Below are 15,077 nucleotides of genomic sequence, written 5' to 3' on the forward strand. Positions count from 1 at the left end.
CGCGGTGAGACGTCTCGCGCGAGGGTGCGCGGGCGAAGGCGCCACAGGACCGTGGACAACTCGATTACCAAGCCGTAACCTAACTCCATTACTGATCGGTAACTCAACGAGGAGTTGTCATGACGCAGGGCTACCGCGAACTCGTCGCCGAGCTGCGCGAGCGGCGAGAGACGATCGCGAGGGGCGGACCGGATGCCGCGCGCGAACGCCACGTCGCCCGCGGCAAGATGCTCGCCCGGGACCGCATCGACGAGCTACTCGACGTCGGGAGCCCGTTCCTCGAGGTCGCGCCGCTCGCGGCCTACGGGATGTACGGTGGCGACTGCCCCGCCGGCGGCGTGGTCGCGGGCATCGGGCTCGTCCACGGCCGGCACGTGATGGTGGTCGCCAACGACGCGACCGTGAAGGGCGGCAGCTACTTCCCGATCACGGTGAAGAAGCACCTGCGCGCGCAGGAGATCGCCGCCGAGAACCGCCTGCCGTGCGTGTACCTCGTCGACTCGGGCGGTGCCTTCCTCCCGATGCAGGACGAGGTCTTCCCCGACCGCGACCACTTCGGCCGCATCTTCTACAACCAGGCCCGCATGTCGCGCGACGGCATCCCGCAGATCGCGGCGGTGCTCGGCTCGTCGACCGCGGGCGGCGCGTACGTCCCGGCGATGAGCGACGAGACCGTGATCGTGCGGAACCAGGGCACGATCTTCCTCGGCGGACCGCCGCTGGTCAAAGCCGCGACCGGCGAGGTCGTCACCGCCGAAGACCTCGGCGGCGGCGTCGTGCACACTCGCGTCTCGGGCGTCGCCGACCACCTCGCCGAGGACGACGCCCACGCGCTCGAGATCGTGCGCGACATCGTCGCGACGCTGCCTCCCCCCGAACAGCGGATGCCGGAACCCGCCGCCGACCCCGAGAAAGACCCGCGAGAGCTCGAAGACATCGTGCCGGTCGAACTCACGACCCCCTACGGCGCCCGCGAGATCCTCACGCGCATCGTCGACGCCGGCAGCATCCACGAGTTCAAGCGCGAGTACGGGGAGACCCTCGTGACCGCCTTCGCCCGGATCGAGGGGCACCGGGTCGGGATCCTCGCGAACAACGGCGTCCTCTTCGGCGAATCGGCGCTGAAGGGCGCCCACTTCATCGAGCTGTGCGACCAGCGCGGCATCCCCCTGGTGTTCCTGCAGAACATCACCGGATTCATGGTCGGTCGCGAGTACGAGTCGGGCGGCATCGCCAAGCACGGCGCCAAGATGGTCAACGCCGTCGCGTGCGCGTCCGTCCCGAAGCTCACGGTCGTCGTCGGCGGATCCTTCGGTGCCGGCACCTACTCGATGTGCGGGCGCGCCTACTCACCGCGGTTCCTCTGGCTCTGGCCGGCCGCGCGCGTCTCGGTCATGGGCGGTCCGCAGGCGGCATCCGTCCTCTCCACCGTCCGCCGCGACCAGATCGAGGCCGGCGGCGGCGAATGGTCGGCCGACGACCAGGCCGCCTTCGAGACGCCGGTCCGCGAGCAGTACGAGCGACAGGGGAGCCCCTACTACTCGACCGCGCGGCTCTGGGACGACGGGATCATCGAGCCGTCGCAGACCCGCGACGTCCTCGCCCTCGCCCTCGACGTCATCACCCGTTCCCCCCTCGACGCGCCGGGTTACGGCGTCTTCCGGATGTGACCCGCATGTTCACCACCGTTCTGATCGCCAACCGCGGCGAGATCGCCTGCCGCATCATCCGCACCCTCCGCCGTCTCGGCATCCGCTCGGTCGCCGTCTACAGCGACGCGGATGCCGGGGCCCGCCACGTCCATCTCGCCGATGTCGCGGTGGGCCTGGGGCCGGCGCCGGCGGCGCGAAGCTACCTCGACATCGACGCCGTGATCCGCGCGGCGCGGGATACCGGTGCCGAGGCGATCCACCCCGGTTACGGATTCCTCGCCGAGAACGCCGCTTTCGCGCGGGCGTGCGAGGAGGCGGGGATCGTGTTCATCGGACCGACCGCCGAGGCGATCCGGGTCATGGGCGACAAGATCTCGGCCAAGCACGCGGTCGAGGCGCGCGGAGTGCCCACCGTTCCCGGGGTCGCGCGTGCCGGGATGACGGATGCCGAGCTGATCGCCGCGGGCGACGACGTGGGCTACCCGTTGCTCATCAAGCCGTCCGCGGGCGGCGGCGGAAAGGGCATGCACGTCGTGGAGGCGTCCGATGCTCTTCCGGCAGCGATCGCCGCGGCCCGCCGTGAAGCGGCGGCGAGCTTCGGCGACGACACCCTGTTCCTCGAGCGCTACGTGCGGAGCCCTCGCCACATCGAGGTGCAGGTGCTCGCCGACGCGCACGGCGCGGTCGTGCACCTCAGCGAGCGCGAGTGCTCGCTGCAGCGCCGCCACCAGAAAGTCATCGAAGAGGCGCCGTCGCCGCTGCTCGACGCTGAGACCCGTGCCCGCATCGGCGCGGCCGCGTGCGAGACCGCCCGCAGCGTCGACTATCGCGGTGCGGGGACGGTGGAGTTCATCGTGTCGGCCGAGGCGCCGGGGGAGTTCTTCTTCATGGAGATGAACACGCGCCTGCAGGTCGAGCATCCGGTCACCGAAGAGGTCACCGGCCTCGACCTCGTCGAGCAGCAGCTCCGGATCGCTGCCGATGAGCCCCTCGGCTTCGACCAGGATGCCGTCACCCTCACCGGGCACGCGATCGAGGCGCGCGTGTACGCCGAGGATCCGGCATCCGGATTCCTGCCGACGGGTGGTCGGGTGTCGCGCGTGGTGCACCCCGCGGGGGAGGGGATCCGCGTCGACACGGCGCTCGAGGACGGCCTCGACGTCTCGGTCGACTACGACCCGATGCTCGCGAAGGTCATCGCGTGGGGGCCCGACCGCGAGAGCGCGCGGCGGCGGCTCGTCGCCGCGCTGGGCGAAACGGCGGTCTTCGGCTTCGCGACGAACGTCGAGTTCCTGCGGCGGTTGCTCGAGGTGCCCGCGGTCGTCGACGGAGTGATCGACACCGGGCTCATCGCTCGGGAACTCGAGGGGCTCACGACCGAGGAGGTCGATGAGCGAGCCCTTGCGGAGGCGGCTCTGATCCTGGATGCCACGGCCTCGCGCTCGCGGGAGCCATGGCGCCGTCGTGACGGCTGGCGACTCGGGGCGCCCGCACCGCGGCGCTACCGTCTCGCGCTCGGCGGAGAGCCGGGAACGGTTGAGGTGGGCGGGGCGGGGGAGACGCTTGCGCTCGCGGGGCCGGTGCGCAGCGCGGTCGAGGCGACCGCGGCGGGAGAGACGATTGCGGCGGCCGCGCCCACGCGGCCCGGCGAGCGGGAGCCCGCGCGGATCGTCCGGCGCGGCGACGGTCTCTTGTCGGTCACCCTCGACGGCCGTACGCGGACTCTCGCGGCCGAGGTCGACGCCGACGGCGCGTGGATCGCGCGGGGCGGCGCGGTGCGACGGGTCGAGACCGTGCGAGCGGTGCACCGCGCGGACGCGGCGGCGGATGCCGACCCGCAGCTCGTGTCGCCGATGCCGGGCACCGTGGTGATGGTGCACGTCGCCGACGGGGCGACGGTGGAGGTCGGCGACGCGGTCCTCGCCGTGGAGGCGATGAAGATGGAACACGTCGTGCGATCGAGCGTCGCAGGGACGGTGCGGCTGCACGCGGCGGTCGGCGACGTGGTCGCGCGCGGGCAGACGCTCGCGGTGGTCGCGCCCGGCGGCGGCGAGCCGGGTGGAGCAGGAGCGGGCGCGGAGACACCTCGCGAACCCGGCACGGACGACGGAAGGGGCGGGGAGTGAGTGGCATCCGGATCATCCAGAGAGGGCTCTACTTCGACGAGATCGAAGAGGGCGCGACCTACGTGCACAGCCCCGGCCGCACGGTGACCGAGGCCGACAACGTCCTCTTCACGACACTGACGATGAACACGCAGTCACTGCACCTGGATGCCGCGTGGTCGGCGTCGACCGAGTTCGGCGAGCGTCTCGTGAACAGCATGTTCACCCTGTCGACGATGGTCGGGCTCTCGGTCGCGCAGCTCACCCAGGGCACGATCGTCGCCAACCTCGGCTTCAGTGACGTGCGCTTCCCCGCTCCCGTGCGCGTCGGTGACACGCTGTACGCCGAGACGCTCATCGCGGGTAAACGCCTATCGACCTCGCGGCCGGGCCAGGGGATCGTGGAGTTCGCCCACACGATGCGCAACCAGAATGGGGTGGTGGTCGCCGAAGCGCGCCGCTCGACCCTCATGCTCGTAAGCCCCGCGATCGCGCCCGACCCCGACCGGGCCCCGGGCCCCGACCGTAACCCCGAGGAGGCGCCTTGATGCACGGCCCCGCCCTGCTCTTCTGTCCCGCCGACCGCGCCGACCGGTACGCGAAGGCGGCCGCGGCGGCCGACACCGTGATCCTCGACCTCGAGGATGCCGTGGCTCCCGCCGACAAGGTACGCGCGCGCGAAGCGCTCGCCGCGAGCACGCTCGACCCTGAGCGCGTGATCGTTCGTATGAACCCCGCGGGAACCCCCGAGCACGCCCTCGATCTCCTGGCCGTGCGCGAGACGGCGTACACGACCGTGATGCTCGCGAAGGCCGAGTCGGCCGCCGACGTCGAGGCGACGGACGGGTTCGAGGTCGTCGCGCTGTGCGAGACGGCGCGCGGCATCGTGCACGCCGCCGAGATCGCCGCGCACCCCGCGACGGTCGGGTTGATGTGGGGAGCCGAAGACCTCATCGCGAGCATGAACGGCCGCTCGAGCCGCTTCGCCGACGGCCGCTACCGCGACGTCGCCCGCACCGCGCGCGCGAACGTTCTGCTGGCCGCCCGCGCCCACGGCAAGGACGCGATCGACGCGGTACACCTCGACATCGCGGACCTCGAGGGCCTGCGCGCCGAGTGCGAGGATGCCGCGGCCTCGGGGTTCACCGCGACGGCGTGCATTCACCCGACCCAGGTGGAGACGATCCGCGCGGCCTACGCGAGCACGGACGCTGAGCGTGAGTGGGCCCGGGCCGTGCTCGCCGAGGCGGAGGGACAGCCCGGGGTGTTCCGTTTCCGCGGGCGCATGATCGATGAGCCGGTGCTGCGGCAGGCACGCGAGATGCTGCGGTGACGGCGACCTGGCGGGCGACGCAGAAGGCCAACCGCCGTGCGTCCTTGATGCGTTCGGCGGCGGCACTGTTCGCCGAGCGGGGCTTCGCGGCCGTTTCGACGGTGGAGTTGGGCGAGGCCGTGGGCATGAGCGGCCCCGCGCTGTACAACTACTTCCCGAGCAAAGAGGCGCTCCTCGCCGAGCTGCTGATCGACGCCAGCCGCCGCCTGCTCGAGGGGGGTCGCGCTCTGGTGGCCGAGGCCGGGTCCCCCGACGAGATTCTGTCGCGGCTCGTCCGCTTCCACCTCGACTTCGCGACGGCCGACCCCGACACGATCCGTATCCAGGACCGCGAGCTCGCCCAACTGCCCGCCGACGCGAATCACCGGGTGCGCAGTCTGCAGCGGCGATACGTGCAGGAGTGGGATGCCGTCCTGGCATCCGTCCGTCCCGAACTCGATGCGGCCGAGCGCCAGACGCGCGTCCTCGGCACCTTCGGCCTGCTCAACTCGACCCCGCACAGCGTCGAATCGTCCGGCGACCGCGCGGCGGAGATCCTGGCCGCGATGGCCCTGCGCGCGCTGGTGGGGGCTGCCGGAGGCTGACGTCGCTGAGCGGGGCCGGGGCTGTGGTTCCGGGCCGCGGGCCGGGGCCGTGGCATCCTGTGCCGTTGTGCGGAGTTCGTGGGTGACGCGCCGTGTGGCGGCCGTGGACGGCGGCGTGTCGGGCCTGGAGTCCGCGTGAGGGTACGCCGGCCGGTGCCGCCGGCGCCGTGGCACCCTGTGCCGTTGTGCGGAGTCCGTGGGCGACGCGCCGTGTGGCGGCCGTGGCTGGCGGTGTGTCGGCCCTGAACTCCGCCCGAGGGTTCGGCCCGTGGCGCCCGAGCGACGCCCCGTCACTCCGGCAGGAAATACTCCCGCGCCAGCGGGGCGATCTCGATTCCGGATGCCGTCGCGGCGGTGACCCAGCGAAGTTCCACGATCTCGGCATCCAGGACCGGCTGCTGGTCACCGATGTCGACACGGAACACGTCCGCGACCACCTCGAAGCCGGGTTCGTTCGCCGCCGCGGCAGCGAACTCGCCGAGCGGCTCGAGGGCGGCGGGGTCGACGTCGAGGTTGATCTCCTCGGCGAGCTCGCGGGCGAGGGTCTCGGCCGCCGTCTCGCCCGCCTCGGGCTTGCCGCCGGGCTGCATGAAGGCGGTGGTCCCCGCCTTCCGCACGAGCAGCAGGCGTCCCTCGGCGTCGGTGATCACCGCGGCGGAAACGCGGATTCGGCGGGGTTCCGTGGCATCCTGTCGCACCCCCGCACGCTAACACCCGCGCGGGGCCACCTCGTAACAGCGTTGAGTGTCCAAGACACGCCGCAACCGCGCGGGCGGAAACGGCGTGTCTTGGACACTCAACGGGGACGGGGACGGAGGTGCAGCGTCAGACCGTGCCGCGGCGGATGCCCGTCACGATCGGACGCGTTGACGCGAGGGCCGCGGCGACCAGCCCGAAGCCCGCGACGAAAGTCACGGCGATCGTCGCCACCGACAGCGGGGCCATCACGAGACCGATCCCCACGATCGGGAACGACAGCACCCCGCCCAGGGCGGCACCGCCCACCGCGGCCCACCGCAGGGGAACCATGACCGTGAGCCGGCGGGCGCGGCGGAGTTCGGCATCCGGGATGCCGAGCCGGTCGAGGCCGACGATGAGGTCGCGCTCCTCGAGCGCCGACGCCGCCTGCGTGACCCCCACCGCGCACGCGAGCAGGACGAAGGCGATACCGAGCGTGAGGAGAACGCCGGTGCGGATGTCGGTCAGAAGCGTCACGCCCTCGGCACCCTCGGCCGCGTTGACGACGGCCAGGCCGCACCCGGCGACCACCGCGATGAACGACACGATCGCCATGCCCGACACCCGGCGCCAGGACGGACCCGCGTGAGCCGCGAGCTCACGACCCGCGACGAGCTGCGCCGCACCTTTCGCGTGGCGGGCCATGGCGCGGCCACGGGCCGCGATGATCGGCGCGCCCACGAGGTTGAGCAGGGCCATGCCGCCCACGAACAGGCCGAGGAGCACCGCCACGGCGAGGGCGGATCCGACGAGGCTACCGACGACGCTGAAGTTGGCGATTAGAAGGATCACCGCGGCGAGGCCGACGAGACCGGCGATCAGCGCGCCGCGACGCGACGGCGGCGCGGCGCTGCGCGTCCGCACGCCCAGCGGGGTCACGGTGACCTTCCGCAGGCTCGCGGCGGCGCTGATCGCGGCGATGACGACCACGCCCACCAGCACGCCCGCCCCCAGGAGAGGGGTGATCGCGACGGCCGCGACCCCGACCGGGCCGCCGAAGAACGGGAGCAGGCCGACCAGCGGCAGGAGCGCGGCGTACAGCGCCACGCCCGCGACGGCGCCCGCGGCAGCGACGAGCGTGGCCTCGAGCACCGTGAGCGCCCAGATCTCGCGTCCGCTCGCGCCCAGCAGACGCAGGGTGGCGAGCCGGTCGTTGCGGCGGCGGCTCGACAGGCGCGCGGCCGCCGCTCCGAGCGTCACGAGCGGGACGGCCAGCAGCAGCAGGGCGAGCGAGGCCAGGATGCCGTAGACCCCGTCGCCGCTCTGCGTTCGAGGATCCACGAGGAACATGTGCGCGCCACCGGCGACGGTGAGGAGCAGAGCCGTGGTCACCGCGAAGGCGACCGCGGGGAGGACGAGCGCCGCGCGACCCTGGCGGCTGGGTCGCGACAGCAGACGGGCCAGGGGGAGGACGGTGCTCACCGCAGGACCCCCGCGGTGTCGTCGACGACCTGGCCGTCGCGCAGGCGCACGATGCGCGAGCAGCGGCGGGCGACCTCGGCGTCGTGCGTGACCATGACGAGCGTCCGGCCCTGGCCGGTGGTGGCGTGCAGGAGCGCGCTCAGCACGTCGGTCGAGGTGGCCGAATCCAGCGCACCGGTGGGCTCGTCGGCGAAGACGACCGGTGCCCCGGTCACCTGCGCGCGGGCGATCGCGACGCGTTGCGCCTGCCCGCCCGAGAGCTGACCGATGCGGCGGGACTCCATTCCCGCGAGTCCCAGGGCGGCGAGCCAGCCGGCGGCGTGGCGCTCGGCATCCGGTCGCCTCATCCCGGTGAGCAGCAGCGGCAGGGCCGCGTTCTCGACGGCGGTCAGCTCGGGCAGCAGCAGGTGCTCCTGGAAGACGAAGCCCAGGAGCGTGCGGCGGACGCGCGCGCGTTCGCCCTCGCTGAGGCCGACGAGCTCGATCGGCTGAGCGCCCGGTGGCGAGAGCACGACGGAGCCGGAGTCGGGTGCGATCACGGCGGCGAGGGTGTGCAGCAGGGTGGTCTTGCCCGACCCCGACGCCCCCATGACGGCGACGGACTCGCCGGCGCGGATGGTCAGGGACACGGAGTCGAGCGCCGACAGCTCGCCGTAGCGCTTGACGAGTCCGGTGGCGGTGAGGACGGGAGAAGAGGTCATGCCTCCATCCCAGCCGCGGGGGTCGGCCGTGTCGTCCGTCCCGGAGCGTATCCGCATCCGCCGCGGGAGGGACCCCGATCATCCGACGAGGATGCGCGCCCGTCCACCCACGTGGGTCGAGGTGATGGGCACGCCGTAGACCTTCGAGACCCGCTCCGACGACAGGGCCGCGTCGGGGGCGCCGTCGGCGAGGACCCGCCCGTGCTGCAGCAGGACGACCCGCGTGCAGTACGCGGCAGCGAGATCGAGGTCGTGGAGGGTCAGCACGGCGGTGGCGGCGGTGTCGCGCAAGTGCGCGAGAAGAGCGTGCTGGTGACGCAGGTCGAGATGGTTCGTGGGCTCGTCCAGCAGGACCACTTCCGCCTGCTGCGCGAAGGCGCGCGCCAGAAGCACGCGCCTTCGCTCGCCACCCGACAGGGCGTCGAGGGTGCGATCCAGCAGCCCCGTCAGCTCCCACCGCTCGGCCACCGCCGAGACCACCGCGTGATCGTCGCCGTCGTAGCGATGCCAGTCGCCGCGGCCCGCCGCGCGCCCGAGCAGCAGCACGTCGCGCGCCCGGTACGGCAGATCGGTGTGCTCGTCCTGCGCGACGAAGGCGAGGTGCCGCGCGCGGTCGCGGTCCCGCAGGCGCGTCAGGTCACGACCGTGGAGGAGCACGCGCCCGCCGGCCGGGCGGGTGAGCCCGGCCAGCGCGCGCAGCAGAGAGGTCTTCCCCGCACCGTTGGGGCCGACGATCGCGACGCGCTCACCCGGGTGCAGGGTGAAGGAGAGATCCTCGATCACGCGGTGGCGTCCGTGCGCGACGGCGACCCCGTCGGCCTCGAGCAGTGCGGGGGTGTCAGCCATCGGTGCCCGCGGTGATGGTCTCCAGGCCCGCGATCGCCGCGGGCGCCGGGCTCGACGTGTCGGCACCGACCATGACGATGCGGCCGGCCTTCACGGCATCCAGTTCTCCGATCCCGGGCTCGGCGAGCAGCTTCTCGCGCGCCTGTTCCTCGGTCTCTCCGTACAGACCGTGCGTGAGCACGATCCAGGTCGGCTGCGCCGCCAGGAGGCTCTCGGTCGAGACGGTGAGGTACACGTCGCTCTGGTCGCCGTACACGTTGTCGAGTCCGGCCGCGGTCAGGACCGCCGCGGGCATGCCCGCTCCGCCGTATGCCGAGATCGGGTCCTCCGACGAGAAGTAGTACACCCAGGCCGCCGAGTCTCCGGTCGCGGGGCGCGTCGCCGCGGCGATCCGCTGGTCGAGGGCGTCGGCCGCGGGGTCGGCGGTCGCGCTCGTGTCGAAGACCGTGCCCAGGCGCCGGACATCGGCGGTGATCGTGTGCAGGTCGACGGCCCCGCTCGCGGTGGTGGCGTCGTGCCCGCATTCGCCCTGCACGGTCAGGATCGGGATGCCGGCTGCCTTCACCTGCGCCGGGTCGGCCGAGAAGAGCCCGTAGCCGAACACCAGGTCGGGCGTCGCCCCCACGATGGTCTCGGTCGTCGGGTCGGCGGGGTCGAGGATGAGGTCGTCGGAGGGCGGGTCGGTGATCGAGGCCGCGAGCGCCGCTCCGAACTCGGCGGTGCGGGCGGTGACGGCGTCTCCGGCGCCCGCGGCGGCGAGCAGCTCGACGGCGGCGGTCCCCACGGTCAGCACCCGCTCGGGGCGTGCGTCGATCTGCACGTCGGTTCCGCAGTCGGTGACGGTCACGGGGTACGTCTCTCCGGAGTTCGCGGAGGGAGCGGCGGCGCCGGGGGAGGAGCATCCGGCGAGGGCAGTGGCACCGACCAGGAGGAGGGAGGTGGCGAGGGTGGGACGCGAGCGCATCGATTTCCTTTCGGGTGGGGCTGTCACGCGTCGCGGCTGCGACGGGCGATCAGCAGGAGGAGCAGGGGAGTGCCGAGCAGGGCGGTCAGGATGCCGAGCGGGATCTCCCGCGGAGCCAGCACGGTGCGCGCGAGCGTGTCGGCGGCCACGAGGAGCAGCCCGCCGAGTAGCGCGCTCGTGGGCAGGAGGAGGCGATGTGTCGCTCCGACGAGTCCTCGGGCGAGGTGGGGGACGACGAGACCGACGAATCCGATGGACCCGCTCACCGCGACCGCGGCGGCGATGGCCACCGCGGTGACGATGGCGACGTTTCGGCGGAGGCGGTCGGGGTCGCTCCCGAGGCTCCGGGCCACGTCGTCGCCGAGGCCGATGGCATCCAACCGGCGTCCCCAGACGGTGAGGATGCCCACCGTGGTCACGAGGGCGAGAGCGACGAGTGGCAGGTCGGTCCACGACGCCTGCCCCAGGGAGCCGAGCATCCAGAAGGTGATCGCGCGGATCGCGTCGCGGTTGTCCGAGAGCACCACGACGAGATTCGTCACGGCCGAGAGGGCGTACCCGACGGCGAGTCCGGCGAGCACCAGTCGACCCGAACCGAGCCGACGGCGCGGACCGACGAGCACGAGCACGACGACGAGCGCGAGCAACGCCCCCACGAAGGCTCCGCCCGAGGTCGAGAGCGTGCCCGCGAGCGCGCCGACGCCCAGCGCGATCACGGCGGCTGCGCCGAGCGAGGCGCCGGAGGTGATCCCCAGCAGATAGGGGTCGGCGAGGTCGTTGCGAACGACCGCCTGCAATGCCGCGCCGCTGGCCGCGAGGATCGCGCCCACGCAGAACCCGAGCAGCACGCGCGGCGCGCGCAGCTGTCCGACGACGGTGTCGGCCAGACGTGTGGCATCGGTGCTCCCCGCCGTTCCCGTCAGTGCGCGCCAGGCTGCGTCGACGACCTCGGCCGGGGTGAGCGCGATCTGGCCGACGGCGACGGCGAGCACCATGACCACAGGGACGGCGACGGCCAGCAGAGCGACGACGGCGACGGCCGGGCGGCGGCGTCGAGCGGCCGTCGCCGACTTGACGTCGGTCGCGAGCTCTTCTACGGTCATGGCCTAATGATAACCATTCTCAATAAGGTGAAATGACATGGCTCACCTTCGACTCCTCCGCCTCTGGCGTGGGCATACGGGGGCGCTTCTTGCGCTCATCGGCGTCGGCGTAGCGATCTCGGCAACGTGGGCGACGCAGGCCGTCGTGCTGTCGCAGCTGTTCGCGGGTCTGCTCGCGGGCCGCTCGCTCGTCGACTCCGCGCTCCTCCCCCTGCTCATCGCGGTGGCCGCGGTCCTGCTCCTCCGCCCCGGGCTCACTCTGCTGCGCGCCGCGATCGCACACCGGGCGATGGATGCCGTCAAGCGCGACCTGCGTCGGCACGCCGTCGCCGCGCTGATCGAGCGCACGGCGCGCACGCCCGGTGAGGGACGCACCGGCGCGGACCAGGCCACCGTGACCGACGGCGTCGAGAACCTCGACGCGTACCTCTCGGCCTACGTGCCGCAGCTGGCGGTGACGGGTGTCGTGTTCGTCGCCGTCGGAACGGGCCTCGTGCTCGTGGACCCCGTGATCGGGGCCGTGGCGATCGTCGCCGCCGTCGTTCTTCCGCTCGCCCCTCGTCTGTGGGACCGGGTGCTCGCTGCCCGGGGCGGTGACCACTGGGACGCGTACCAGCACCTGCACGCCGAGTTCGTCGACTCGATGCACGGGATGACGACCCTTGTCGCGTTCGGGCAGGAAGAACGGCGCGAGCGCGAACTGGCCGCGGCTTCCGACACGCTGCTTCGGCGGACGCTGCGCCAGTTGAGCGTGTCGCTCGTGGAGTCGGGACTGTCGCAGTTCGCCCTGCTCGCCGTTCCGGCGCTCGTGCTCGTGCTCATCGCCGTGCGGGGTGGAGATATGAGCGCATTCGAGATGTTCGCCGCCGTCCTGCTGTCGATCGAGCTGGTCCGCCCCCTGCGCGAACTCGCTGCGGCCTGGCACGCGGGCTACCTCGGAACCTTCTCGGGACCACTCGTGCTCGACCTCGTCGAGGCGGACCGCGGGCGTCGTGACCCGGAGCCGGTCGCGCGCGGCGAGGTCGCGCTGCCCTTGGAGGCCCGGAATCTGAGCCTGCGGCATCCGAACTCCTCGGCACCGGTCGTGCGGGGAGCGTCCTTCCGTGTGGATGCCGGACTCACCGCGATCGTCGGTCCCACCGGCGCCGGCAAGTCGTCGATCGCCGCGGCGATGGCGGGCCTGCTCGAACCCGAGGAGGGCATGATCTGGCTCGGCGGTCGGACTATGAGCGTCGACGAGCTGCGGGCGCGCGTGAGCCTGGTCGCCCAGGACCCGGCGTTGCTCGCGGGCGATGTGGCGGCCGAGATCGCGCTCGCCGCTCCCGCGGACGCCGAGGCGGTCGAGGTCGTCGCAGCGCGGGCCGGGATCGGCACGGGAGAGAGCCGTCTCACCCTCGACACCTCGCTCGGCGACGGCGGAGCGGTGCTCTCGGGAGGGCAGCGCCAGCGCGTCGCCATCGCCCGCGGTGACATGCAGCAGCGGCGTGTCCTGGTCCTCGACGAAGCCACCTCGGCCCTCGACCCCGCCGCGGAGGCCCGGGTGATCGCCGCTCTGCGTGCCGCTCGACCCGACGACGCGATCGTCGCGGTCACCCACCGTCTCGCGGTGGCGGAGAGCGCCGACCGGGTGATCGTCGTGCAGGAGGGAAGAGTCGTGGAGACCGGTGCGCCCGCCGACCTCCGAGCGCGCGACGGGGCGTACGCCGCGTTGCTCGCCGCCGAGGCGGTCGGCGCCGTGCCCGCCGGGGGAGGCCGCGCGTGAGTGTCCTTCGCCCTCTCGGCCTGCTCGTGCCCTATCTGCGCCGACGGCGCGGACTGTTCCTCGGCGTCGTGGCGGTCGTGACCGTCGGAATGCTCGCGACCATCGCTGTGTCGGTGCTCTCGGTGACCGCGGCGTCGGCGCTCGCGACCGCGGCAGGGGCTCCCCCGCTGGTGCTGGCCGTCATCGTGGCGGTCGTCGCTGCCGGTCTGGCGGCCTGGGGCGAGCAGTGGTTCGCGCATGTGCTCGCGTACCGGGTGATCGACGCGCTCCGCGTCGACGTGCACCGCGCCATCGCCCGTCTGGCCCCGGTGGGCCTGGCCCGTCGGCGGTCGGGCGACACGGTCGCCGCGGCGATGGGTGATGTGGAGTCGCTGGAGTGGTTCGCTGCGCACACCGTCGCGCAGGTCGCGGCCGGTGTGCTGGCGTGTCTCGTGATCGACGTCACCGCGGTCGCGCTCCTCGGTCCCGTGTGGCTGTTGCTCGTACCCGCGCAGGTGCTTCTCGTGGCGGTGCCGGTGCTCTTCGCGCGCCGCGCTGCGGCCCAGGGGCAGATCCTGCGGGCGGCGCTCGCGCGCCTGTCCGCGCGCGTCCTCGCGGCGCGCTCCAGTGCCCGCGATGTGGTCCTGCTCGGGCGGGTGGGCGCCGAAGCCGAGGCGGTGGCCGATGAGACCGGGGCTGTGCAGCGCGCGCGGCGCGGGCTGTCATTGCGTGCGGGCCTCGAACAGGCTCTGACCGATGCGATGACGGTGGTCGTGCTGCTGACGACGCTTCTGCTCACCTGGGCGGCGATCGCCGGGGGAATGGATGCCGCGATCGCCCCGTCGCTGGTGGTCTTCGCCGCCGCCGCGCTGTCTCCCGCCGCGATCGCCGCCGGCGCGCTCGGGCGCGTCGGCGAGACCGCCGAGGCCGCCCGCCGCGTCGACGCCGTCCTGCGGGCCCCGGGCGTGCGCCCCGTCGACCCCGAGGGTTTCCGCGCGTTCTCGACGCCCGACCCGGGCGCGGTCGTGGCCCGGAACCTCCGCGCCACCTACCCCGAGGGGGAGGGGACCGCCCTGGACGGCGCCGATCTCTCCCTCGTGCCGGGTGAGCACGTGGCGGTGGTCGGCGAGAGCGGGGCCGGCAAGACGACGCTCGCTCTCGTGCTGGCCCGGCTCCTCGCCGCCGAGGGTGAGCTGTCGGTGGACGGCGTCGACTGCGCGGCGGAGTCGGGGGCCGAGACGCGCCGACGGGTCGTCCTCGTGCCGCAGCAGCCGCACGTCTTCCGCGCCACCGTTCGAGAGAACCTGCTCGCACCGGATGCCGATGACCGGGCGCTCTGGACTGCACTCGAACACGCGCGCCTCGCCGACCACGTGCGTGCCCTCCCCGAGGGTCTCGACACCCTGCTCGCCGAGCGTGGCGCGACGTGGTCGGGCGGGGAGCGCCAGCGCCTGGGACTCGCGCGAGCCCTCCTGCGCGACCCTTCCGTCCTGGTCCTCGACGAACCCACCGCGAGCCTCGACACCCGCACGGAGGCGGAGTTCCTCGCCGCCCTCACGGCCGCGCGCGCGGGACGCACCACCGTGGCCATCACGCACCGCCCGACGCTCATGCGCGCGATGGATCGCGTCCTCTTCGTCGAGCGCGGACGCGTCGTCGACACGGCCCCGCACGACGAGCTGACCGCACGGTCGCCCCGGTATCGCGCGGTCGTCGAGGGCGCCCTCACCGAAGCCCTGTCCGAAACCCCCGACCTCGAGAGGAGGTGATGTCCATGTCGCAGATCACGATCGTCGCCGTCGAGGAGCAGCGCGCCGCCGAAACGGTGCTCGCTCCCAACTCCAACCACCACGGTCACGTGGCGACCTCGTTCGCCTGGTCCTGACCT

At 72.9% G+C, this 15,077-nt stretch carries 13 protein-coding genes; 7 read left to right on the forward strand and 6 right to left on the reverse strand.

The window, feature by feature from the left end:
- The first annotated feature begins 119 nt into the window (after positions 1-119).
- The 5 genes from P2P98_RS06965 to P2P98_RS06985 are packed head-to-tail and all read left to right on the forward strand — an operon-like array spanning position 120 to position 5,674.
- On the forward strand, positions 120-1,670 hold the full coding sequence (locus tag P2P98_RS06965; RefSeq protein WP_275798463.1) for a carboxyl transferase domain-containing protein: 1,551 nt from the start codon (positions 120-122) through the stop codon (positions 1,668-1,670).
- A gap of 5 nt (positions 1,671-1,675) precedes the next feature.
- Entirely contained in the window at positions 1,676-3,778 is a 2,103-nt protein-coding gene (locus P2P98_RS06970) for a biotin carboxylase N-terminal domain-containing protein (protein ID WP_275798465.1), read from the forward strand.
- Positions 3,775-4,305, forward strand: coding sequence for a MaoC family dehydratase (locus P2P98_RS06975; RefSeq protein ID WP_275798466.1), 531 nt, complete (start codon positions 3,775-3,777; stop codon positions 4,303-4,305). The genes P2P98_RS06970 and P2P98_RS06975 overlap by 4 nt, the downstream gene beginning before the upstream one ends.
- Complete coding sequence (locus P2P98_RS06980) at positions 4,305-5,090, forward strand: CoA ester lyase (protein ID WP_275798468.1); 786 nt, start codon at positions 4,305-4,307, stop codon at positions 5,088-5,090. The genes P2P98_RS06975 and P2P98_RS06980 overlap by 1 nt, the downstream gene beginning before the upstream one ends.
- Positions 5,087-5,674, forward strand: a complete 588-nt coding sequence (locus P2P98_RS06985) for a TetR/AcrR family transcriptional regulator (RefSeq protein WP_275798469.1) — start codon at positions 5,087-5,089, stop codon at positions 5,672-5,674. Before P2P98_RS06980 ends, P2P98_RS06985 begins: the two co-directional genes overlap by 4 nt.
- A gap of 290 nt (positions 5,675-5,964) precedes the next feature.
- Here P2P98_RS06985 and P2P98_RS06990 read toward each other — a convergent pair whose 3' ends face one another.
- From P2P98_RS06990 to P2P98_RS07015, 6 genes are all read right to left on the reverse strand, one after another.
- Positions 5,965-6,372 carry an NUDIX domain-containing protein gene (locus P2P98_RS06990; protein ID WP_275798471.1) on the reverse strand — a complete coding sequence of 136 codons (408 nt, stop codon included), beginning with the start codon at positions 6,370-6,372 and terminating at the stop codon, positions 5,965-5,967.
- 127 nt (positions 6,373-6,499) lie between these two features.
- Positions 6,500-7,834, reverse strand: coding sequence for an FtsX-like permease family protein (locus P2P98_RS06995; RefSeq protein ID WP_275798472.1), 1,335 nt, complete (start codon positions 7,832-7,834; stop codon positions 6,500-6,502).
- Positions 7,831-8,535 (reverse strand): ABC transporter ATP-binding protein, encoded by a 705-nt coding sequence (locus P2P98_RS07000; RefSeq protein ID WP_275798474.1) that lies wholly within the window; start codon positions 8,533-8,535, stop codon positions 7,831-7,833. The genes P2P98_RS06995 and P2P98_RS07000 overlap by 4 nt, the downstream gene beginning before the upstream one ends.
- Before the next feature lie 78 nt (positions 8,536-8,613).
- On the reverse strand, positions 8,614-9,381 hold the full coding sequence (locus tag P2P98_RS07005) for an ABC transporter ATP-binding protein (protein ID WP_275798475.1): 768 nt from the start codon (positions 9,379-9,381) through the stop codon (positions 8,614-8,616).
- A complete protein-coding gene (locus P2P98_RS07010; RefSeq protein ID WP_275798477.1) occupies positions 9,374-10,345 on the reverse strand; it encodes an ABC transporter substrate-binding protein in 972 nt (323 codons plus the stop codon). The genes P2P98_RS07005 and P2P98_RS07010 overlap by 8 nt, the downstream gene beginning before the upstream one ends.
- A 23-nt stretch (positions 10,346-10,368) precedes the next feature.
- Entirely contained in the window at positions 10,369-11,448 is a 1,080-nt protein-coding gene (locus tag P2P98_RS07015) for an iron ABC transporter permease (RefSeq protein WP_275798479.1), read from the reverse strand.
- A gap of 37 nt (positions 11,449-11,485) precedes the next feature.
- On the opposite strand from P2P98_RS07015, the gene P2P98_RS07020 reads away from it, so the two are divergent.
- Together P2P98_RS07020 and P2P98_RS07025 are read left to right on the forward strand one after the other, a co-directional pair.
- Positions 11,486-13,210, forward strand: a complete 1,725-nt coding sequence (locus tag P2P98_RS07020; protein WP_275798480.1) for an ATP-binding cassette domain-containing protein — start codon at positions 11,486-11,488, stop codon at positions 13,208-13,210.
- Positions 13,207-14,958, forward strand: a complete 1,752-nt coding sequence (locus P2P98_RS07025; RefSeq protein WP_275798482.1) for an ATP-binding cassette domain-containing protein — start codon at positions 13,207-13,209, stop codon at positions 14,956-14,958. The genes P2P98_RS07020 and P2P98_RS07025 overlap by 4 nt, the downstream gene beginning before the upstream one ends.
- Positions 14,959-15,077 lie beyond the last annotated feature (119 nt).

The sequence above is a fragment of the Microbacterium sp. Kw_RZR3 genome, from assembly GCF_029222405.1.
Lineage (GTDB): Bacteria > Actinomycetota > Actinomycetes > Actinomycetales > Microbacteriaceae > Microbacterium.